We start from the raw sequence: 19,455 nt of genomic DNA, 5'->3' as shown, positions 1-19,455 counted from the left end.
GTGGTGCCTCCCGCCCTACAGCGACCTAGCAATCAGCAGCTTCATGATCTCGTTGGTGCCGCCATAGATCTTCTGGATGCGGGAATCGATGAAGATGCGCGAGATCGGATATTCCTGCATGTAGCCGTAGCCGCCGAACAGCTGGAGGCATTCGTCAGCGGTCTCGACCTGTTTTTCCGAGCACCAGTATTTCGCCATCGACGCCGTGACGGTGTCGAGGTCCTTTGCGACCAGGCGTTCGATGCACCAGTCGACGAAGACGCGCGCGATCATCGCCTCGGTCTTGCGCTCGGCGAGCTTGAAGGCGGTGTTCTGGAAGTCCATCAGCGGCTTGCCGAACGCTTTCCGCTCCTTGGTGTATTCGGTGGTGAGCTTGATCGCGCGCTCCATCGCGGCGACGGCGCCGACCGCGAGCGCGAGGCGCTCCTGCGGCAATTGCTGCATCAGCTGCACAAAGCCCTGGCCTTCCTCGCCGCCGAGCAGGTTTTCCGGCGGCACGGTGACGTTGTCGAAGAACAGCTCGGAGGTGTCGGAGGCGTGCAGCCCGATCTTGTCGAGGTTGCGCCCGCGCTTGTAACCGTCCGCGCCTGCGGTCTCGACCACGATCAGCGAAATGCCCTTAGCGCCGGCATCCCCGGTGCGCGCGACGACGATGACGAGATCGGCGGCCTGGCCGTTGGTGATGAACGTCTTCTCGCCGTTGATGACGTAGGAATTGCCCTGCTTCTTCGCTGTTGTCTTGACCGCCTGAAGATCCGAGCCGGTGCCGGGCTCGGTCATGGCGACTGCGCCGACCATTTCGCCCGATGCCATCTTCGGCAGCCAGCGCTTCTTCTGGTCTTCCGAGCCGTAGTTGAGGATGTAGTGGGCGACGATGGCGCTGTGCACGGAGACGCCGGTCGTCAGTTCCGGCACTGTGCTTTCGAGATCTTCCAGCACCGCGGCGTCGTAGGCGAAGCTCGCACCCAATCCGCCGTATGCCTCGGGCACGCTCGCCAGCAGCGCGCCCATCTCGCCGAGCCCGCGCCAGGCAAAGCGATCGACCATCTTCTGCTCGCGCCACTTCTCGGCATGCGGCGCCAGGTCCTTGGCGAGATATTTCCGGAACTGGTCGCGGAAGACATCGAGCTCTTCGGTCATCCAGGAGGAGCGGTAGGACATGGCGGCCTCGATCGTTGCTGGCGATGTGCCCGCTCAGCCGTGCCACAAGGCCAGACGCGAGCGCAAGCCCGCCGCGTTGCTACGCCAGCCGAAGCTGCCAATGATTGTGTCTTGAGGCTGCGCCGGCAGATGCCCTATCCCGCCTGCGCCGTTTTGCCGCCGTCGATGATGAACTGGCCGCCGGTCGTGTAGGGATGATCGTCCGAGGCGAGCACGAGTGCGAAGGCCGCGATCTCTTCTGCCGTCGCCACGCGCTGCATCCCCGGCACATGGCTTTTGGCCCATTGCGCGATTGCCACGTGCCAAGCCGCATCGGGGAGATTTTCCATGCCGGCGAGCCGGCGGATGAATGGCGTGTCCGTGGTGCCGGGGATCAGGGTGTTGATGCGGATGCCGTACTGGGCATATTCGAGCGCTGCGGCCTGAACCATGCCGACAAGCCCGCGCTTGGCCGCGGAATAGGCCGAGCGGTTCGCCGTCGTGGCGATGGCATTGGATGACGAGGTAACCACGATCGATCCACCCTTCTGCAGCATGTGCGGAATCTGGTACTTCATCGACAGGAACACGCCGCGCAGGTCGGTATTGATCACGTCGTCGAATTCGGCAGCGCTGTACTGATGCAGCGGCTTTTCTATGGAGATGCCCGCATTGTTGAAAGCCATGTCGAGGCGGCCATGAAGCTCGATTGTCTTGTCGACCAAGGCCTTGACCTCGGCCTCGTTGCGGACGTCGGCACGGACGAAGGTTGCGTTGCCGCCGCCCGCCTTGATCTCGTCCTCCACCCGTGTCCCGCGCTCGACATTGCGTCCGCAGAACACCACCTTGCCGCCTTCGGCAGCAAACATGATCGCCGCGGCGCGGCCGATCCCCGATGTGCCGCCGGTCACGATGATGGTCTTGTCGGCGAAGCGCCGCCTGCCGCTCGGCTTCTGCTGCGGCAGCGTCGCGCCCTGGCCGAGCGCCATGCCGCCGGCAAGTCCGCCGATGGCGCTCGCCAGCATGCCCAGCGCGGCGCCGCCGACCAGATGACGCCGCTTTACGCGGGAGGGCGCGGTGCTATGCTGCATTTCGGTCATTTCGAACTCCCGGCCGCTCGATCTAAACAGTGTTAAGATAGATAATCCGCAATCTGAACAGTGTCAAGATATACATGACGAAGCCGAACGCGCGCGCCAAGCCGAGCCACAGGGTTCCGAAGTCGGAAGCCGGCTATCATCATGGTGAGCTTCAGGAGGCCCTGATCGCGGCGAGCGAGGCCATTCTTGCCGAGCAAGGCGCCGAAGGTTTCACGTTGCGCGAGGCAGCCCGCCGCGCTGGCGTGTCCCCGGCCGCACCCTCGCATCATTTCGGCAATGCGCAGGGCCTGCTGACGGAGGTGGCGATTCGCGGCTATGAGGCGCTTGCCGGCGCGCTGCGGGATGCTGCGTCCCGCAGGCAGGGTGCGCGCGAAAAGCTCCACGCCCAGGGCATGGCCTATGTCGAATTCGCGCTGAAGCATCCCGGCCGCTTCCAGATGATGTTTGCCAACAAGCGCCTCGTCGCGGACGATGCGCGTCTGGTGCAGGCGAGCAGGGCGGCCGGCCACGAGTTCGAGATCATCATCGCCGAACTCGTCGGCGGGACTGCGAAGGAGGCGAAGACCGCGGCCGCGGCGGCCTGGTCGACCGTTCACGGCTTTGCCAAACTTGCGCTCGAGGGAAAATTCGGCCCGGTGAGGAGCGAGGCCGGACACCGCGAGATCATGACGACGCTCAATCGTGTCCTGAATTATCTCTGGCCGGCGAGCAGCGCGCCGCCAAGTGCAGATCGAGGGTTGAAAGCGCCATGACCGCCAAGGCGACAGAGCTCAAGCTCGACATCGAGCGCATCGGCAGCGTCTCGGCGATCCTGACGCAGCCGGATAATGCGCGCGCCTGCTACGTCCTGGCACACGGCGCCGGCGCCGACATGCGGCATGCGTTCATGGACAAGATCGCAGCAGGCCTGGCGAACCGCAGCATTGCGACGTTTCGCTTCAATTTTCCCTATATGGAGAAGAAACAGGGGCGTCCCGACCAGCCGGCGGTCGCGCACGCCACCATCGGTGCGGCGGTCGAGGAGGCCGCGCGGCTGTGCCCCGGCGTGCCGCTCGTCGCGGGCGGCAAATCGTTCGGCGGTCGCATGACATCGCAGGCACAGTCCAAAGCGCCGCTGCCAGGGGTAAAAGGGCTCGCCTTCCTCGGCTTTCCTCTGCATGCCGACAACAAGCCGTCGACCGAGCGTGCCGAGCACCTCGCCCGCGTCGACATCCCCATGCTATTCCTGCAGGGTACGCGCGATAGGCTCGCCGATCTCGCCACCCTCAAGCCGGTCATCGCGGGGCTCGGTCCGAAGGCGAAGCTGCACGAGGTCGCAGGCGGCGATCACTCCTTCGCGGTGCTGCGCAAGTCCGGCCGCAGCAATGACGAGGCACTTGCGGAGGTGCTCGATACGCTTGCCGCCTGGATCGACGAGCTCGCCTGAGACTCACGCCGCATAAAGCCCCTTGTCACGCGCCTTCTGAATGGCAAGCGCGGCGATCAAATCGAGCGTCGGTGTCGACAGGCCGGCAGCGCGCGCGAAGGCGGCAGGCGCCTTCACCAGCACGTCGATCTCCATGGCGCGGCCGAGCTCGTAATCCTGCAGCAGTGACGGCTTGTGGTTGGGGGCGGGGCCGCTGCGTGACACGCGCTTGACCTCGGGGATGAAGTGCTGCGCGATCTCGTTGGCCTCGTTCAGCATGCGCGGAATGACCTCGGCAAAAGCAGGATCGTCGCGCACGCCGCGCGCGGTCTGGCCGGTGAGCAGGCACAGCACCGACAGCGACATGTTGGTCAGCAACTTTGACCAGATCGCCTCACGGATATCGGCCACCGGCGGCGATTCCAGCCGTGCGTCGTTCAGAACCCCGCGGAGCCTGGTGATGCGCTCGCAATTGCGGTCGTCGCATTCTCCGACCAGCAGACGGTTGCGATCGGGCGTGAGGTTTTGCACCACGCCCGGCGCGATCACCTCGTTGGAGGAGAAGACCACCCCACCGACGATCCGTTCTTTCGGAATGCAGGCGCGCAGCCGTCCACCCGGGTCGAGGAAGGAGATGTCGGGCGGGGTCGGGTGCCGCGGCGGCAGGCCAATCCCGTACCACCAGGGAATACCGTTCTGGGCGAACACGATCGCAGTGTCTTCGCCGAGCAATGGTTTGAGGCTGGCAACGAGCCCCTGAAGCGCGGTGGCCTTCAGCGTGCTGATGACGACATCCTGCGGTCCGAGCTGGGCCGGATCGCCGGTGGCGTTCACCTTGGCGCTCACCTCGGAATCGCCGACGCGCAGCTTCAGGCCGCCCGCGCGCACCGCTTCGAGATGCGCGCCCCGCATCACGCACGAGACCTCATGGCCGGCACGGGCCAGCCTGACCGCGATGTGGCTGCCGACGGCGCCCGCGCCGAAAATGCAGATGCGCATGATGTGATGTCCCGTCCCTGATCGCTTTGCCTGGTCCCTTGGCTGCCGCCCGACTCCAGCATGGCACAACCCGCCATGCGATGGACGCGGCCTCCCTACGACGGAAAGATATGGATCGGGGCGCGCGGCCTCGGCCATAGTGCGCGGCAAATGAACCGACCGGAGGATCGCCGATGACCGCCAGCCCCGTCCTGTGGACCTTAGATGAGCGTGGCGTCGCGACCGTGACCTTGAACCGTCCGGAGGTGAACAATGCCTATGACGGCGCATTGATCGCAGGCGTGCTCGCGGCCATGGACGAATTGGGCAAGCAGTCCAATCTGCGTGTCGTCGTGCTCCGCGGCAACGGCAAGCATTTTCAGGCCGGCGCCGATCTCAAATGGATCAACGGCGTGCGGCCGCAATCGACTGATGCGAACGAGGCGGCGTCCCGCGCGACGTTCGAGGCGGTGCAGCGGCTCAACACCTTGCCGATCCCGACCGTGGCATTGGTGCAGGGCGGCTGTTTTGGCGGCGGCACCGGCGTGATCGCCGCCTGCGATGTCGTCATCGCCGCCGATAATGCCCTGTTCTCGATCACGGAGGTGCGCTGGGGCCTGACCGCCGCGATCATCATTCCGCAACTCTGCGACGCCATCGGCGTGCGGCAGGTCCGCCGTTACGCACTTACCGGCGAGCGCTTCGGCGCCGAGGACGCCCGCCGCATCGGCCTCGTCCATGAGGTGGTGCCGCTCGCCGAACTGGAGGCTGCCGGTACCAAGGTGGTCGAGCAGCTGCTCGCCAACGGACCGGAGGCGATGGCCGAGACCAAGCGGCTCGCGCTGGAGAGCTCGTTTGGCGGCATGGCGGTGGACGATGCCGCCTATGCGCGGCTGGTTCACCTGCATTCGGTGAAGCGGCAGAGCGCCGAGGCGGCAGAGGGGTTGGCGTCGTTTGCCGAGAAGCGGGCGGCGAATTGGACGAGCGGCAATGGCTGAATGCGCGCGCCGCTCAGCAGCCGCGGCATATACCCTGGATGCTGCGGTAGACGGCTTCGTCGTCCTGCCGCATCTGCCGCGCTGATTCGAATGCCTTGCCGTTGTCAATCGGCACGACGGGCTTGCGTTTCGCCGCGAGCTCTTCCTCCTGCCGCTTGTAGCAGGCCTCGCGCTCGGGCTTGGCCTGGATGAAGCGGCAGTTCTGCTCCACAGCTGCGGCGGGCGCGGCTGAGATCAACAGGGCGATCAAGGCAGGCGGGACGAGTTTCGCGAGGGTCGAATCCATGGCGCCACTTCTCTCAGGTCGGCCGATGAAGGGCAACTGCAACCTTTGAAAACAGCTTGTAGCCCGGATGAAGCGAAGCGCAATCCGGGACGGACCAACCGAATCTCGCGACTGCCCCGCGTGGCACGAAACCCGGATTACGCTTGCGCTCCATCCGGGCTACGGGCCTTTACAGCGGCGATGCGAGTGACGCTTTCAGCAGCGTCAGCAGCGCCTGCACGGCGGCGGCGTTGCGCCGCCGCTCGGGGATTGCGGCCTTCACCCACAGCTCTGGAATTGGAAAGTCGCGCAAGACCGGCTTGAGCGTGCCGTCGCGCAAGGCGCCTGCCACAAGATAATGCGAGATCAGCGCGATGCCATTGCCGGCAATCGCGCTGCGCGCCAGCACATGGCCTTCGTTCGAGGAGAGCAGCGGGCTGACCTGGACGCTGATGCGGCCGCGCGGGCCGTCAAAAATCCATTCGGGGCCCGTCGGCAGAAAGCTGAGGCAGCGATGATCGACGAGGTCGCGTGGATGCTTTGGTGTGCCGTGCTTCTTCAAATAGGCCGGTGAGGCACAGAGCAGCCGCTTCAGCGCACATAGCGGCTCGTCAACGACCCCGCCGAAGGAAAGCGGGAAGGCACCGATGGCGATGTCGAAGCCTTCCGTCACGGGATCAACCGGGCGATCGATCAGCACGATATCGAGCTTGACCAGCGGATTCTGCGTCTGAAAGACGCTGAAGGCATCGGCGAGCCGCGCGACGGTCAACGAGGTCGGCGCCTTGATGCGGAGATGGTCGACGAGATCGTGACCCTTCTCGCCCATGCGCGAGAGCAGGTCGGTGGCGTCGGCCACCAGACCGCGGGCGCGATGCACATAGCGCTGGCCGGCCTCGGTCAGCCGCAATTGCCGGGTCGAGCGATGAAACAGCGGCGTGCCGATCCGCGCCTCCAGTTGCGTGACGCGCTTGGCGACCACCGAGGTCGAGACGTTGAGCTTTCTTGCAGCGGCGGAGAAGCCGGCAGCGTCTGCGGTGGCGAGAAAGGCCTGAAGGTTCACCAGGATGTCCATCTCGACCTTTCGCGATTCGAGAAAGCTGATCGCCTATTTTGGTGGATTGTAGCTTGGTCCGCGTTAATTCATAGTCGGGCCAAGCAAGGGATTTCAGGGATAGGACGCGCCATGCGGGCCACGACGATCGACGAACCAGCGCGCCAAGTGCCGCTCTACGGCGAATATGAAGTCGTCGTTCTCGGCGGCGGCCCGGCCGGCATCGTGGCGGCAGCGTCCGCTGCGCGCGCCGGACGGCGGACGCTGCTGATCGAGCGCTACGGCTTCCTCGGCGGCATGGGCACCGCTGCCGGCGTCACCAATTTCTGCGGCCTGCATGGCAATGTCTATGGCCAGGCGCACCGGCTGGTGCAGGGCATGGCGTCCGAATTGCTGGCGCGGATCGATCGCTTGAACGGCCTCAACGCGCCGCACTTGATCCTCGGCAAGGTGTTCGCCCAGGCCTATGACACCGCGGCCTACAAGATCGCGGCCGACCAGCTCCTCGCCAGCCACAAGGTGCACATCCTCTTCCATGCGCTCGGCGCCGGCGTGGTGATGGGCGACGATCGCCGCATCGACGCGCTGATGGTGGAGACCAAGGCCGGCCGGCAGGCGGTGCGCGCGGAGATCTTCATCGACTGCTCCGGCGACGGCGATCTCGCGGTCTGGGCCGGCGCGCCGTTCGAGGTCGGCGACGAGCACGGCCATCCGCTGTATCCCTCGATGATGCTCCGTCTCAACGGCATCGATCCCGAAAGGGCCGGCGAGGCCTGGCGGACCATCCCGCAATTGATGGAAAAGGCGCTGGCCGCCGGCACCCACAAATTCCCGCGCAAAAGCGCGATCGTGCGGCCGCAGAAGTCCGGCATCGAATGGCGGGTGAACTTTACGCAGGTGGCGCGCGAGGACGGCCACGCCATCAACGGCATCGAGCCCGACGATCTCACCCGCGGCGAGATCGAGGGCCGAAAACAGGCGCTCGCCGCGTTCGAATTCCTGCGTACCGTGCCGGGCTTTGAAAAATCCTACATCGTCGATCTGCCGCCGCAGCTCGGCATCCGCGAGACCCGCCGCATCAAGGGCGGTTACCAGCTCAGCGGCGAGGACGTGCTCGGCTGCGCCTCGTTCGAGGACTCCATCGGCGTCAATGGCTGGCCGATCGAGGCCCACGTTCCCGGCGATGTCGTGTTCACCTTCCCGCCCATCCCGGAATCGCGTGGCTATAACGAGCTGCCCTACCGGATGCTGGTGCCCGAAGGCGTCGACAATCTGCTGGTCGCCGGCCGCTGCGCCTCCATGACCCACGAGGGTCAGTCGGCGGCGCGGGTCTCCGGTGCCTGTTTCGTAATGGGCGAGGCGGCCGGTTCCGCGGCGGGGCTGGCGCTGTCGGGAAACCGGATCCCGCGTGACATCCCGGTCGAAGTATTGCAGGAAACGTTGAAACAACACGGTGCCTTCATCGGCCGGGATCAGCCCGTGCCCGAGGGGCTGTGACGAGCGGCAAGAAAGCGGCCAAGAAGAACCACCAAGAGAACCACAGGAGGAAACGGAATGATCGGGATTGCGCGGCTCGCGGTAGCTAGCCTGGTGGCGATCATGGCGATGGGCACGGCACAAGCCGAGGACGCGCTGAAGGCCAGGATCGGCGTGCTCCGCCTGTCGTCCTCCGCGCCGGTCTTCATCGCGCATGACAAGGGCTATTTTCGCGAAGCCGGCCTCGATGTCGAGCTGAAGTTCTTCGACGCGGCGCAGCCGATCGCGGTCGCTGCCACCTCGGGCGACATCGATTTCGGCGTCACCGCCTTCACCGCCGGCCTTTATAATCTGGCCGGCAAGGGCGTGCTGAAGGTGATCGGCGGCATGAGCCGCGAGAAGGCGGGCTATCCTCTGATCGGCTATTTCGCCGGCAACAACGCTTATGCTGCCGGCTTGAAGACGCCGAAGGATCTCGCGGGAAAACGCGTCGCGGTGACGCAGGTCGGCTCCTCCTTTCACTACTCGCTGGGACTGCTCGCTGACAAATACGGCTTCAAGCTAGCCGACGTGAAGATCATCCCGCTGCAATCGCTGTCCAATGCGGCGGCCGCGCTCAAGGGCGAGACGGTCGACGCGGCGTTGCTTCCCATCTCCACCGCTCGAAAGTTGATGGACGAGGGCGGCGCGAAGTTTTTGGGCTGGGTCGGCGACGAGACGCCCTGGCAATTGGGCGCGGTGTTCGCTTCGCCGAAGACGCTGACCAACAAGGTGCTGGTCACGAAGCTGCTCGGCGCGCTCGCCAAGGCGGACCGCGAATATCACGACGTCATCCTCGCCGCGATGAAGGACGGCGTCGCGCCGATCAACGACAAGACGAAGCCGCTGCTGGAGATCATTGCAAAGTACACCAATCTGCCGGTCGAGCAGGTGGTCGGCAATTGCGCCTATATCGATCCGGAGGGCAGGCTCGACGTGAAGAACGTCGACAACCAGATCAAATGGCTGCAAGAGCAGGGTTTTGCCGACAAGGGCTTTGACGCGAGCGCGATCATCGCCAAGGATTTTGTGAAGGCGGATTGATGCAAACGATGCAAATTCTTGTGGCGAGCGATCTGCCGCCCTCCCCTGGAGGGGGAGGGTCGATCGCTTCGGCGATGCGCAGCATCGTCCGGAGTGAGCGGGGTGGGGTGAGCCGCGGCGGTAGTCTCTCCCTTGTTCGCCTTGGTCGCTGCGGGGTATTTCATCGGCAACCGTCGTCAGCACCCTTGCGGAGAGACTGTCACCCCACCCCGGTTCGCATTTCGCTTTCCTGCATGCGAACCGACTCTCCCCCTCCAGGGGAGGGTGAAGAAAGCGGGCTCATCGCATGGACCTGATCGCCAACCGCATCAGCCATCGCTTCGGCGAGCTCGCAGTGCTCGACGACGTCTCGTTCACCGTCAGCGCGGGCGAAGTCGTGGCGATCGTCGGCCCCTCGGGTTGCGGCAAGAGCACGCTGCTGTCGATTCTCGGCGGCCTGTTGCAGCCGTCGTCCGGCGCGCCCGAGCTGCGCGGATCGCCGCCGGCGGACAGTCTCAATCCGCTCACCTTCGTGTTCCAGGATTTTGCGCTGCTGCCCTGGGCCACGGTGGAGGAGAACGTCGAATTCCCGCTGCTGCACGCGCAGCTCTCGGCCGCGCAGCGCCGTGCCCAGGTTGAGGATGCCCTGCGCCGCACCGGCCTCACCGATTTTCGCAAGACCTATCCAAAGCAGCTCTCCGGCGGCATGCGCCAGCGCGTCGGCATCTCGCGTGCGCTGGCGGTGCGTCCCGCCATCCTGCTGATGGACGAACCGCTCTCAGCGCTGGACTCGCAGACCCGCGAGCTCTTGATGGAGGATTTCGTCCGCCTGCTCGCCGATGGCGGCATGGGCGCGGTCTATGTCACCCACAATCTCGAAGAGGCCGCACGGCTTGCCGACCGCATCGTGGTGCTGTCGCGGCGTCCCGGCCGCATTCGCGAGGTCGTGAGCGTGCCGATGACGCGTACTGAGCGCAGCGAAATCGCCGCGCGTGAAAAGCTGCTCGCCATTCAGAATCAGATCTGGTCGCTGATCCGCAACGAGGCGATCGATGCCGAGCGCGAGGTGCAGCATGCTTGATCGCGCCACGACGGACACGCCGGCAAAGGACGCCCCGGCGCGGCGCGTCCGCTTCCGCGGCGCCGGCTTCGTGCCGGCGAGCAGCCGTTTCGGCGGCTGGATCGCGCTGGCGCTGGTCATTGCGATCTGGCAGGCCGCCGGCAGCGCCGGCCTCGTCAATCCGCTGTTCCTGCCGGCGCCTTCCGCTATCGTTCGCGCGATCTATCAGCTCGCCGTCTCCGGCGCGCTCTGGCAGCATCTCTCGGCTTCGCTCTTGCGCATCGGCGTCGGCTGGCTGCTCGGCACCGCGGCCGGTATCGCCGTCGGCTTTGGCATCGGCCTGTCGCGGCTGGCGCGCAGCGTCGGCATCACCTTCATCTCGGCGCTGTTTCCGATCCCGAAGATCGCGCTATTGCCGCTGTTGATCCTGTGGCTCGGCATCGGTGAAGAGCCGAAGATCGCGACAATTGCACTAGGCGTGTTCTTCTCGACCGCGATCTCGGTCTATAGCGGCGTCGACGCGGTGCCGCGCAACCTCATCCGCATGGCGCAGAGCTTCAACGTGCCGTTCGCCACCATCGTGCGCAAGGTGATCTGGCCGGGCGCGCTGCCCGCCATCCTCGCCGGCTTCCGCATCACCGCCTCGGTGGCGCTGCTGCTCGTCGTCAGCGCCGAGATGATCGGCGCGCAATACGGCATCGGGGCCTTCGTGCTCCAGGCCGGCAATCTGATGCAGACCGATCAGCTGCTTGCGGGCGTCGTGATCCTGTCAGTGTTCGGATTGGCGGTGGGCCGGGTGATCAATTTGCTGGAGACGCGGTTGCTGCACTGGCGCTAGCCCTAACGAGCGTGAATGCGGTCCCGCGCCAAATTCTCCGCTGTCGTCCCGGCGAAGGCCGGGACCCATAACCCCAGGGAGAAGTTTGGCGAAGGCTCTTAGTTGCTCGTTCGTCGGTACGAACACCGCCCTTCCTTGATAAATCACGCGGTATGGGTCCCGGCCTTCGCCGGGACGACACTGAATGCTTGGCTATTGGCCAGCCTCACGCATTCCCGCGATCTTCGCGGAACAGGTCGAGCTTTTGCTGCACCGGGCGATCCGAGAAGCTGAACAGCACGGCGTCGGAATCGGCTTCGTGCGTGACCCATTGCCAGCTCGGCACCACGAACAGATCGCGCGGGCCCCATTCGAAGGTCGCTTCCCCGATGCGGGTGCGGCCATGGCCCTCGATCGGACAGAACACCGTCGCATCGGTCGCGCGATATCGCGCGGTCTTGAAGCCCTTGGGCAGCAGCTGGATGAAAGTGCCGATGGTCGGCATCGCGAAATCGCCGGTCTCGGGATTGCTGAATTTCAGCTTCAAGCCGTGGCAAGCATCCCACTCCTCGCGAGCCTTGGCCTTCTCCAGCGCTTCGCGGGTGTAAGCATAGGGGTAGCTGAAGATCGGCGATGTCTTCGAGCTTCGCCTAGCGTCAACCGGCAGCAGATTGTGGCCATAGCGCGCAAAGCTGTCGCCTGCGGGCTTGGTGATTGTCTGCTGGTCTTCCTTCGCGCCTTCGGCAAACGAGCAGTCGAAGAACTGCACCATGGGAATGTCGAGACCGTCGAGCCAGAACATCGGCTGATCGGTCTCGTTGGAGTGATCGTGCCAGGTCATTGACGGCGTGATGATGAAGTCGCCGGGCTCCATCGCGGTGCGCTCGCCGTCCACCGCGGTATGGGCGCCCTTACCCTCGAGTACGAAGCGCAGCGCCGACTGGCTGTGGCGATGGGCGGGCGCGACGTCGCCCGGCACCACCATCTGCACGCCGGCATAGAGCGAGGTCGTGATCTTGGACTGGCCGCGCAAGCCGGGGTTTTCCAGCACCAGCACGCGCCGCTCGGCTTCCTTGGCGGTGATCAGCTTGCCGGCTTCGGTCATGTAGTTGCGAATGACGTCGAATTTCCACAGATGCGGCCGGCAGGCGCTCTTCGGCTCCGGTGTGATCAGGTCGCTCATGACCGTCCACAGCGCGGTGAGATTTTCGCCGTCGATCTTCTTGTAGAATGCCTCGCGTTCCGGCGTCTTGGTCACGGCTTCCATGGTGCGGCTCCCGTTCGTTTTCTTGATTGACAGTATACTGACGATCTAGGTAGCGTCAACGTGGCCAACAAGAATGAGAGGAGGGTCCAATGAAGCTGCACGGCTATTTCCGCTCCAGCGCCGCTTACCGGGTGCGGATTGCGCTGAACCTGAAGGGCCTCGGCGCGGAGCATCTGCCGCATCATCTCCGCAAGGGTGAGCAATGTGCGCCGGCCTATCTCGCGATCAATCCGCAAGGCCTGGTGCCGGCTTTGGAGGACGATGCCGGAGCGGTGCTGACCCAGTCGGTCGCCATCATCGAATGGCTCGACGAAATCCATCCCAACCCGCCGCTGCTGCCGAAGGATCCGCTGCGCCGCGCCAAGGTGAGAGCGTTTGCGCTGGCGATCGCCTGCGACACCCACCCCGTGCAGAACCTGAAAGTGCTGGCGCGCCTGCGCGAGCTCGGTCTTGCCGAGGAAAAGGTTCAGGAATGGGCGGCGTGGGTCAATCGCGAAGGGCTGTCGGCCTGCGAGACGCTGATCAAGGGCGAGCCGGGTCCGTTCTGCTTCGGCGATGCACCGACGCTCGCCGATCTCTGCCTGGTGCCGCAACTCGCCAATGCCCGCCGCTTCGGCGTCGACGTCGCCGCTTATCCGCGGCTGCTCACGGCGGAAGCGGCGGCAAAGGCGCTGCCTGCGTTCGCGAACGCCGCGCCGGAGAAGCAGCCCGATGCCGAGTAAGCCTTCCATCACGATGGACGCCGTCTATGCCGCGCCAGGCTATTTGTTCCGGCGCATGCAGCAGATCGCGGTCTCGATCTTCATGGAGGAGTGCAAGGCGTTCGACCTCACCCCGGTGCAATATGCCGCGCTGATCGCGATCCACACCCATCCCGGCATCGACGCGACGCGGCTGTCGGCGGTGATCGCCTTCGACCGCTCCACGCTCGGCAGCGTGATCGAGCGGCTTCAAGCCAAGGACTATGTCGAGCGCAGGCCGGCGCCCGAGGACAAGCGGATCAAGCTGCTCTATCTGACGAAATCCGGCGCCGCGATCCTGCGCGAGATCGTCCCGGCCGTTGAGCGCGCTCAGGCACGCATGATGGAGCCGCTCAAGCCGGCCGACCGCAAGACGCTGATGGCGCTGCTGGTGCAGCTTGTCGATCTCAACAACGAATCCTCACGCGTGCCGCTGCGAGCGGAGGATGTGCTGGAGCGTCTAGGCAAGGCGGGGTGAGGGAGGCTGTGTAGGCGCGTGGATGTTGGGTGAGGCAATGCTTCGCCTCCATCTCCGCTGTCATTCCCCGCGAAAGCGGGGAATCCAGTACGCCGCGGCTTCTCGGCTCAATCACAACCGCTTCTGGAATACTGGATCGCCCGGTCAAGCCGGGCGATGACACCGAGAAATTTGCGAGGTCACCTCCTCACATCCGCAACAACGCCTGCCGATCGATCTTCCCCGTGCCGGTCTTCGGCAGCTCCTCGATGAAGATCACCTCGCGCGGATATTTGTAGGGCAAGAGCTTGCCCTTCACGTAGTCCTGGAGCCGGCGCGTCGCTTCGCTCTGGTCGACAGTCCGGTTGTTCATCACCACCACCGCCTTCAGCGTCATGCGGCGATCCGGCAGTTCGGCGGCGAAGACTGCGCATTCGCGGATGTCGGGATGGTCGGCGAGGCACAGCTCGACCTCGAGCGGATAGACCCATTGGCCTGAAATTTTGATGAGATCATCGGCGCGGCCGCGGAAGAAGTGGAAGCCGTCGGCGTCACGCACAAAGCGATCGCCAGTGTAGATCCAGCCCTCCTCGCGGATGGTCTCGGCGGATTTGTCCGGCCGGTTCCAGTACAGCGGCGTGTTGGAATCGCCGCGCACCCACAAAATGCCTTCCTCTTCGTCGCCGACCTCGCGCCCGTCCTTGTCGCGAAGCGCGACCTCGTAGCCGGGCACGCGCAGGCCGGCGGCGCCGAGCTTCTTTCGCTCGGGGCGGTTGGAGAGATAGATGTGCAGCACCTCGGTCGAGCCGAGCCCCTCGACGATCTCGAGACCGGTGAGATTTTTCCAGCCGTTGAAGACTTCGGCCGAGAGCACCTCGGCCGCGGAGAGCGACATGCGCAGCGATGAAAAGTCGGTCTTGTCCGCGCCTTCGGCCTTGGTCAGCGAGGTGTAGAGCGTGGGCAGCCCGAAGAAGACTGTTGGCTTGTACTGTTCGATCGCGGCGAAGATCGCCGCGGGTTTGGGCTGGCCCGGCAACAGCAGCGTCGCGGCGCCAGCCGAGAACGGGAAGGTGACGGAGTTGCCAAAGCCGTAAGCGAAGAAGATTTTCGGAACTGAGAAGCAGATGTCGCCCCGCGTCAGCTTCAACACGTTCTTCGCGAAGGCGGCCTCGCTATAGGCCATGTCGTGCTGGAGATGCACGATGCCCTTGGGCCGGCCGGTCGAGCCCGACGAATACATCCAGAATGCCATCTCGTCGCGATCGGTGCCGGCCTCTGCCAGCTCATCCGGGAACCGCGCGAGCCAGCCGACCGCCGGGATCGCCTCCGGCGCCGCGTGATCGCGCACCTCGCCGTTGACGACGATCAGGGTGCGCAGGCCAGTGTCCTTGCAGGCCTCCGCGTTGAAGCGAGCGCAGAACTCGGATTCGGCGACTGCGACGCTCGCGCCGGAATCGGCGAGATAGAATTGCAACAGGTCCGGCGGCGTCAGCGTGTTGATCAGCAGCGGCACGAAGCCGGCACGGACCGCGCCGAAGAACGCGGCCGGATAGGCCGGCGTGTCGTCGAGGAACAGCAGCACGCGATCGCCGCGCTCAAGTCCGAGCGAGGCGAAGCCGTTGCCCCATCGCCCGGCTTCCGCGCAGAGCTCGGCATAGCTGCGTGTGCCCGCCGGCCCGATCAGCGCGAGCTTGTCGCCGTGTCCTTTTGCGAGATTGTCGAACAGCACGCGGCTGGCATTGTAGGTCTGCGGAACGGCAAAGCCGATCTCGCGCCCGCCCGGGCTGTCGGCCGGCACCTGGTCGCGAATCTTGCCGCTCATGCCGCGCCTCCGCCGTTCTTTGCGGCCTCGTAACGCGCCATGAAGGCCGGCGACATCGCCCGCAGCCGGGCATCGTCGATACGCCCGGAGCGGGTGATGTAGCTGTAGGCGAAGTCCATCAGGTCGAGGTTCATATGTTCGGCAAAATGCTCGTACCAGTAGGCCGAGGTGCGCGCGGCGTTGACGAGCTTCTGCAGCACGGGCTTGCGTGCGGCCTGGTAGCGATGCAGCGCTGTCGTCAGATGTGCATCCGATTCCAGCGCCTTGACCAGCGCGATGGCGTCCTCGATCGCGAGCCGCGTCCCCGAGCCGATCGAAAAATGCGCCGAGTGCAGGGCGTCGCCGATCAGCACCATGTTCTTGAACGACCAGTGCTCGTTCCAGACCCAGGGAAAGTTGCGCCAGACCGATTTGTTGGAGACGAGGGACCGGCCGCCGAGCGTGTCGGCAAACACCTCCTCGCAGACGCCCTTGGATTGCTCGACGTCCTTGTAGGCAAAGCCATAGGCCTGCCAGGTCGCGTAATCGCACTCGACCAGGAACGTGCTCATGGTCGGCGAGTAGCGGTAGTGATGGGCGTTGAAGGCGCCGCGATCGGTCTTCACGAAGGTCTGCGACAGCGTGTCGAAGCGCTTCGAGGTGCCGTACCAGACGAACTTGTTGGAGGAGTAGGACAGCGAGGTGCCGAAATCGCCCTCATAGGCGCGGCGCACCAGCGAGTTCAGGCCGTCGGCGGCGACGATCAGATCGTGGCCGTTGAGCTCGTCGATGGCGTGAATCTGGGTGTCGAAGCGCGGCGTGACGCCGGCATCGATCGCGCGCTGCTGCAGGAACTTCAACAGCTCGAGCCGGCCGATCGAGGAGAAGCCGACGCCGTCGATGGCGACGCTGTCGCCGTGCAGGTTCAGCGTAATGTTCTGCCAGCTCTCCATATGTGGCGCGATCGCATCGACCGTCTCGGGGTCGTCAGCGCGCAGGAATTCCAGCGCCTGGTCGGAGAACACGACGCCAAAGCCCCAGGTCGCGTCGGCCGGGTTCTGTTCGAACAGGTCGACTTGATCCTCGGGGTGACGCTTCTTCCAGAGATAGGCGAAGTAGAGCCCACCGGGCCCCCCGCCAATCACGGCGATCCGCAACGTCTGCCTCCCTAATTGACAGTATACTTACTATCTAGGGGTAGACTAGTGTGCTCCGACGTCCGGCGCCAGCGGAATTATCGCCAGCGCGTGGCACGCCGAAGCCCGCTCTGGACACGCGTTTTGCGCGTGTCCGAAACCATCAGGTGCGAACCATAGCCAAACCGCGCCGGCTTGGCCATCCGGCCTGTCAGACGCAGCGCTTCACATAGACCCCGTTCACCAGCACCCTGGTGCAGCGGACGACCGGAACTGGCATGCGAACCACGACGGCGGCATTCGGCCCGGCGCAGCCGGCGCGATAGACGCCGCGGGCGCAGACCACCGCGTTGGCATCGGAGGTTTCGAAGATCATGGTCGCCGCGAAGGCGAGCAGCGCCGAGGCAGTGAGTAGGAATGCACGCATGTCTTCCTCCCGGCCCTTCGTGATCGAAATCGGATATCGGCAAATCTTATAGCGTCGTTGCAAGCGCACGATGTTGTTTCGCGCGCCACCAGTTTGTTCATGCGCGCTGCCGAGCGCGGGTTTGCACAGCGATTCTATCGCGCCGCGAACGGTGCGAGCACGTCCTTGCAGGCGGGCGACAGCGAGCCTGCATTGCTCGCAATGCACTGCACGATACGGCCGCCGCCAGGCGCCACGCCGGCGCACAGGTTACGGATATCGGCACTGCAGGCCGAGCGAATGATGAGCAGTTCTTCGCGGGGCCGCAGCGGGCGCAGAACGATCGCGGCCGGCGCGGCCGCCGGAGCTGCCGCCGCAGGAGCCGCGCCCGCAGGCGCTGTCGTTGCGCCACCGCTACCCGCCGCGGCGCTTATGGCCTTCTCGCAGGCGGGCGACACCTTGGCCTTGTTCTTCTCCAGGCATTCGAGCGCGGGGGCGCCGCCCGGCGGCACGCTGGCGCACACCTTGGGATAATCGGCGCGGCACGCGCTCTTGACCGCTGCAACCTGTGCGCTGCTCGGCTGCTTGGCGGCAGCAGCCTTCGGCGCCGGTGCGGCGGCCGGCTTTGCCGCGGGGGCAGAGTCAGCCTTCGGCGCGGCAGGCGCCGACTCCGCCTTGGGGGCAGCTTCGGTCTTGGGTGCTTCGGTTTTTGGTGCTTCGGGCTTGGACGCGGCGGGAGCGGCTTCGGTCTTCGGAGCCGCAGCGGGCTCAACCGCGCGGACCGCGGTTTGGCATCCTGGCGCGAGGCTGGACATGTTCTTCTGCAGGCATTGATAGGCTTCCACGCCGCCGGGGGTTACGCTCGAGCAGTGCGCCACGAAGTCCGAGCGGCAGGCCGAGCGGATCGCGCTCTTCTGCGCATCGGTCGGGGCTTGTGCGAGGGCCGGTGCTGCACTTGCGAAGATCATTGCCGACAGCAACGCCTTGCGCGTTGGGGCACGCTTCAACGTGTTGAACATCTGACTGTATTCCCGCCCTGCCGGCAACGCCGACGATTATGAAATGTGATGCAAGCGCAATCGTCGCGAGTGATGCCTCGCGCGCGGTATCTTTGGCCGCTTTGGCCTCTACCGCAAGTCAATTATGCCGACGCAAATGCGACGTAACTACGTCGTCATAGCTTGACCATGCGCTTGCCGCGGTTCTCGCCCGCGAGCAATCCGATCAGCGCCTTCGGCGTGTTCTCAAGGCCATCGATGATGTCCTCCTGCACCTTCAGCTTGCCGGATTTAACCCAGGCCTGCAGCTCGGCGAGCGCGCGTTGTCTCTCCTTCATGTAGTCCATCACGATGAAGCCCTGCATCACCAGCCGCTTCACCACGATCAACCCGGGGATGCCGCGCGGGCCATGCGCGGCGGGCGCGCCGTCATATTGCGAGATCGCGCCGCAACAGGCGATGCGGCCATAATTGTTCATCTGCGGCAGGCAGGCTTCGAGGATGTCGCCGCCGACATTGTCGAAATAGACGTCGATGCCTTTTGGCGCGGCCGCACGCAACGCCTTGAACACCGCGCCGTCCTTGTAGTCGACGGCGGCATCGAAGCCGAGCTCGGAGGTCAGCCAGTTGCATTTGTCCGCGCCGCCGGCAATGCCGATCACGCGACATCCCTTGATCCTGGCGATCTGTCCGACGATCGAGCCGACCGAGCCTGCGGCGGCGGAGACCACGACCGTCTCTCCCTCCCTAGGCTTACCGATCTCCAGCAGGCCGAAATAGGCGGTGAGGCCGGCGATGCCGAACACGCTGAGCAGGTGCGTCATCGGCTCAAGCTTCGGCATCTTGTTCAGATGCTTTGCCGGCACCGCGGCATAGTCCTGCCAGCCGGTATCGCCGAACACGATGTCACCTGCTGCCAGCCCCGGCGCCTTCGAGCTGACGACTTCGGCGATGGCTCCGCCGGCCATCACGCTGTTGGCTTCCACGGCCGAACGGTAGGTCGCGCCGTGCATCCAGGCGCGATTGGCGGCATCGAGCGAAATGTAACGCACGCGCAGCAAGGCCTCGCCGTCCTTCGGCTCCGGCATCGCGCCGTCGACCATCTTGAAATGCTCGGGACCGAGCTTGCCGCTGGGCTTTTCCACCAGAAGGATCTGGCGATTGATGCTGCCGCTCATGACATTTCCCCTTTGACTATTTTGACGATTATTGATGCAGCCGCAGCCAAGAAAACGTGCAAGCCGCTTTTGTTGTGCGCTGCATGAAGGCTAGATCTCCGCGTTCCATTTCACAAC

At 64.8% G+C, this 19,455-nt stretch carries 20 protein-coding genes; 9 read left to right on the top strand and 11 right to left on the bottom strand.

Features of this window, described 5'->3' with window-relative positions:
- Nucleotides 1-15: 15 nt before the first annotated feature.
- Together GWG65_RS15175 and GWG65_RS15170 are read right to left on the bottom strand one after the other, a co-directional pair.
- Nucleotides 16-1,161, bottom strand: a complete 1,146-nt coding sequence (locus GWG65_RS15175; protein ID WP_275196372.1) for an acyl-CoA dehydrogenase family protein — start codon at nucleotides 1,159-1,161, stop codon at nucleotides 16-18.
- Between the two features lie 134 nt (nucleotides 1,162-1,295).
- Nucleotides 1,296-2,240: an SDR family NAD(P)-dependent oxidoreductase gene (locus GWG65_RS15170; RefSeq protein WP_275196371.1), complete on the bottom strand. Its 945-nt coding sequence runs from the start codon at nucleotides 2,238-2,240 to the stop codon at nucleotides 1,296-1,298.
- A 74-nt stretch (nucleotides 2,241-2,314) separates the two neighbouring features.
- On the opposite strand from GWG65_RS15170, the gene GWG65_RS15165 reads away from it, so the two are divergent.
- Both GWG65_RS15165 and GWG65_RS15160 read left to right on the top strand, forming a co-directional pair.
- Nucleotides 2,315-2,992 carry a TetR/AcrR family transcriptional regulator gene (locus tag GWG65_RS15165; protein WP_275196370.1) on the top strand — a complete coding sequence of 226 codons (678 nt, stop codon included), beginning with the start codon at nucleotides 2,315-2,317 and terminating at the stop codon, nucleotides 2,990-2,992.
- Entirely contained in the window at nucleotides 2,989-3,666 is a 678-nt protein-coding gene (locus tag GWG65_RS15160; protein ID WP_275196369.1) for an alpha/beta family hydrolase, read from the top strand. The genes GWG65_RS15165 and GWG65_RS15160 overlap by 4 nt, the downstream gene beginning before the upstream one ends.
- Before the next feature lie 3 nt (nucleotides 3,667-3,669).
- Here GWG65_RS15160 and GWG65_RS15155 read toward each other — a convergent pair whose 3' ends face one another.
- Nucleotides 3,670-4,644, bottom strand: coding sequence for a ketopantoate reductase family protein (locus GWG65_RS15155; protein WP_275196368.1), 975 nt, complete (start codon nucleotides 4,642-4,644; stop codon nucleotides 3,670-3,672).
- A gap of 173 nt (nucleotides 4,645-4,817) precedes the next feature.
- On the opposite strand from GWG65_RS15155, the gene GWG65_RS15150 reads away from it, so the two are divergent.
- On the top strand, nucleotides 4,818-5,621 hold the full coding sequence (locus GWG65_RS15150; protein WP_275196367.1) for an enoyl-CoA hydratase-related protein: 804 nt from the start codon (nucleotides 4,818-4,820) through the stop codon (nucleotides 5,619-5,621).
- A 13-nt stretch (nucleotides 5,622-5,634) separates the two neighbouring features.
- On the opposite strand, the gene GWG65_RS15145 is transcribed toward GWG65_RS15150, so the two are convergent.
- Together GWG65_RS15145 and GWG65_RS15140 are read right to left on the bottom strand one after the other, a co-directional pair.
- Nucleotides 5,635-5,907, bottom strand: coding sequence for a hypothetical protein (locus GWG65_RS15145; RefSeq protein ID WP_275196366.1), 273 nt, complete (start codon nucleotides 5,905-5,907; stop codon nucleotides 5,635-5,637).
- A 169-nt stretch (nucleotides 5,908-6,076) separates the two neighbouring features.
- The gene (locus tag GWG65_RS15140) at nucleotides 6,077-6,961 is read right to left on the bottom strand and encodes a LysR family transcriptional regulator (RefSeq protein WP_275196365.1); all 885 of its coding nucleotides are present in this window, start codon (nucleotides 6,959-6,961) and stop codon (nucleotides 6,077-6,079) included.
- 111 nt (nucleotides 6,962-7,072) lie between these two features.
- Between GWG65_RS15140 and GWG65_RS15135 the strand changes: the two genes are divergently transcribed.
- The 4 genes from GWG65_RS15135 (at nucleotide 7,073) to GWG65_RS15120 (ending at nucleotide 11,376) form a co-directional block, all read left to right on the top strand.
- On the top strand, nucleotides 7,073-8,437 hold the full coding sequence (locus GWG65_RS15135) for an FAD-dependent oxidoreductase (RefSeq protein WP_275196364.1): 1,365 nt from the start codon (nucleotides 7,073-7,075) through the stop codon (nucleotides 8,435-8,437).
- 57 nt (nucleotides 8,438-8,494) lie between these two features.
- Nucleotides 8,495-9,499, top strand: a complete 1,005-nt coding sequence (locus tag GWG65_RS15130; RefSeq protein WP_275196363.1) for an ABC transporter substrate-binding protein — start codon at nucleotides 8,495-8,497, stop codon at nucleotides 9,497-9,499.
- Between the two features lie 286 nt (nucleotides 9,500-9,785).
- Entirely contained in the window at nucleotides 9,786-10,559 is a 774-nt protein-coding gene (locus tag GWG65_RS15125; RefSeq protein ID WP_275196362.1) for an ABC transporter ATP-binding protein, read from the top strand.
- A complete protein-coding gene (locus tag GWG65_RS15120) occupies nucleotides 10,552-11,376 on the top strand; it encodes an ABC transporter permease (protein ID WP_275196361.1) in 825 nt (274 codons plus the stop codon). The genes GWG65_RS15125 and GWG65_RS15120 overlap by 8 nt, the downstream gene beginning before the upstream one ends.
- A 205-nt stretch (nucleotides 11,377-11,581) precedes the next feature.
- Here the strand turns inward: GWG65_RS15120 and gtdA are convergent, their stop codons facing one another.
- On the bottom strand, nucleotides 11,582-12,622 hold the full coding sequence (gene gtdA, locus GWG65_RS15115; protein ID WP_275196360.1) for a gentisate 1,2-dioxygenase: 1,041 nt from the start codon (nucleotides 12,620-12,622) through the stop codon (nucleotides 11,582-11,584).
- 89 nt (nucleotides 12,623-12,711) lie between these two features.
- Between gtdA and maiA the strand changes: the two genes are divergently transcribed.
- Both maiA and GWG65_RS15105 read left to right on the top strand, forming a co-directional pair.
- Entirely contained in the window at nucleotides 12,712-13,344 is a 633-nt protein-coding gene (gene maiA / locus GWG65_RS15110; protein WP_275196359.1) for a maleylacetoacetate isomerase, read from the top strand.
- Nucleotides 13,334-13,840 (top strand): MarR family transcriptional regulator, encoded by a 507-nt coding sequence (locus GWG65_RS15105; RefSeq protein WP_275196358.1) that lies wholly within the window; start codon nucleotides 13,334-13,336, stop codon nucleotides 13,838-13,840. Before maiA ends, GWG65_RS15105 begins: the two co-directional genes overlap by 11 nt.
- 187 nt (nucleotides 13,841-14,027) lie before the next feature.
- Here GWG65_RS15105 and GWG65_RS15100 read toward each other — a convergent pair whose 3' ends face one another.
- The 5 genes from GWG65_RS15100 to GWG65_RS15080 all read right to left on the bottom strand — a co-directional run bounded on the left by GWG65_RS15100 (nucleotide 14,028) and on the right by GWG65_RS15080 (nucleotide 19,338).
- Nucleotides 14,028-15,641, bottom strand: coding sequence for a benzoate-CoA ligase family protein (locus GWG65_RS15100; RefSeq protein WP_275196357.1), 1,614 nt, complete (start codon nucleotides 15,639-15,641; stop codon nucleotides 14,028-14,030).
- A complete protein-coding gene (locus tag GWG65_RS15095) occupies nucleotides 15,638-16,777 on the bottom strand; it encodes an FAD-dependent monooxygenase (protein WP_275196356.1) in 1,140 nt (379 codons plus the stop codon). Before GWG65_RS15095 ends, GWG65_RS15100 begins: the two co-directional genes overlap by 4 nt.
- Before the next feature lie 190 nt (nucleotides 16,778-16,967).
- The gene (locus GWG65_RS15090) at nucleotides 16,968-17,183 is read right to left on the bottom strand and encodes a hypothetical protein (RefSeq protein WP_275196355.1); all 216 of its coding nucleotides are present in this window, start codon (nucleotides 17,181-17,183) and stop codon (nucleotides 16,968-16,970) included.
- 134 nt (nucleotides 17,184-17,317) lie between these two features.
- Nucleotides 17,318-18,181: a hypothetical protein gene (locus tag GWG65_RS15085; RefSeq protein ID WP_275196354.1), complete on the bottom strand. Its 864-nt coding sequence runs from the start codon at nucleotides 18,179-18,181 to the stop codon at nucleotides 17,318-17,320.
- A gap of 155 nt (nucleotides 18,182-18,336) precedes the next feature.
- Entirely contained in the window at nucleotides 18,337-19,338 is a 1,002-nt protein-coding gene (locus GWG65_RS15080; protein ID WP_275196353.1) for an NADP-dependent oxidoreductase, read from the bottom strand.
- Between the last annotated feature and the right edge of the window lie 117 nt (nucleotides 19,339-19,455).

Origin of the sequence: Bradyrhizobium sp. CSA207 (assembly GCF_029051685.1) — a bacterium.
Taxonomy (GTDB): Bacteria; Pseudomonadota; Alphaproteobacteria; order Rhizobiales; family Xanthobacteraceae; genus Bradyrhizobium.
The sequence above is the reverse complement of the archived record's forward strand: the minus strand, read 5'-3'. Positions and strand labels throughout refer to the sequence as shown.